The 255-nt window shown below is 55.3% G+C and carries 1 protein-coding gene; it reads left to right on the top strand.

Annotation, left to right across the window (positions count from 1 at the left end):
* Positions 1 to 37: 37 nt before the first annotated feature.
* Positions 38 to 255, top strand: a 218-nt coding sequence (locus tag KMS84_RS44730) for an efflux RND transporter permease subunit (protein ID WP_498066990.1), incomplete at its 3' end; no start/stop codon positions are given.

Below are 255 nucleotides of genomic sequence, written 5' to 3'. Positions count from 1 at the left end.
GATTGAAAATGCCCACAAGAAGGTCGAGGCTTGGCACGTGGCCAATCCTGGGGAGGAACTGAAAGGTGAACGTCATTGGCACGTGATGACTGAAGCGGCTGCCGAGGTAGGACCTGCATTGTTCTTCTGTCTGCTGATCATCACCCTGTCGTTCATTCCGGTGTTCACGCTGGAGGCTCAGGAAGGACGTCTATTCGGTCCATTGGCGTTCACCAAAACCTACGCTATGGCCGCAGCGGCTGGACTGTCGGTAAC

Source organism: Streptomyces hilarionis (genome assembly GCF_024539675.1).
In the GTDB taxonomy this organism is placed as follows: domain Bacteria; phylum Actinomycetota; class Actinomycetes; order Streptomycetales; family Streptomycetaceae; genus Streptomyces; species Streptomyces hilarionis.
The sequence above is the reverse complement of the archived record's forward strand: the minus strand, read 5'-3'. Positions and strand labels throughout refer to the sequence as shown.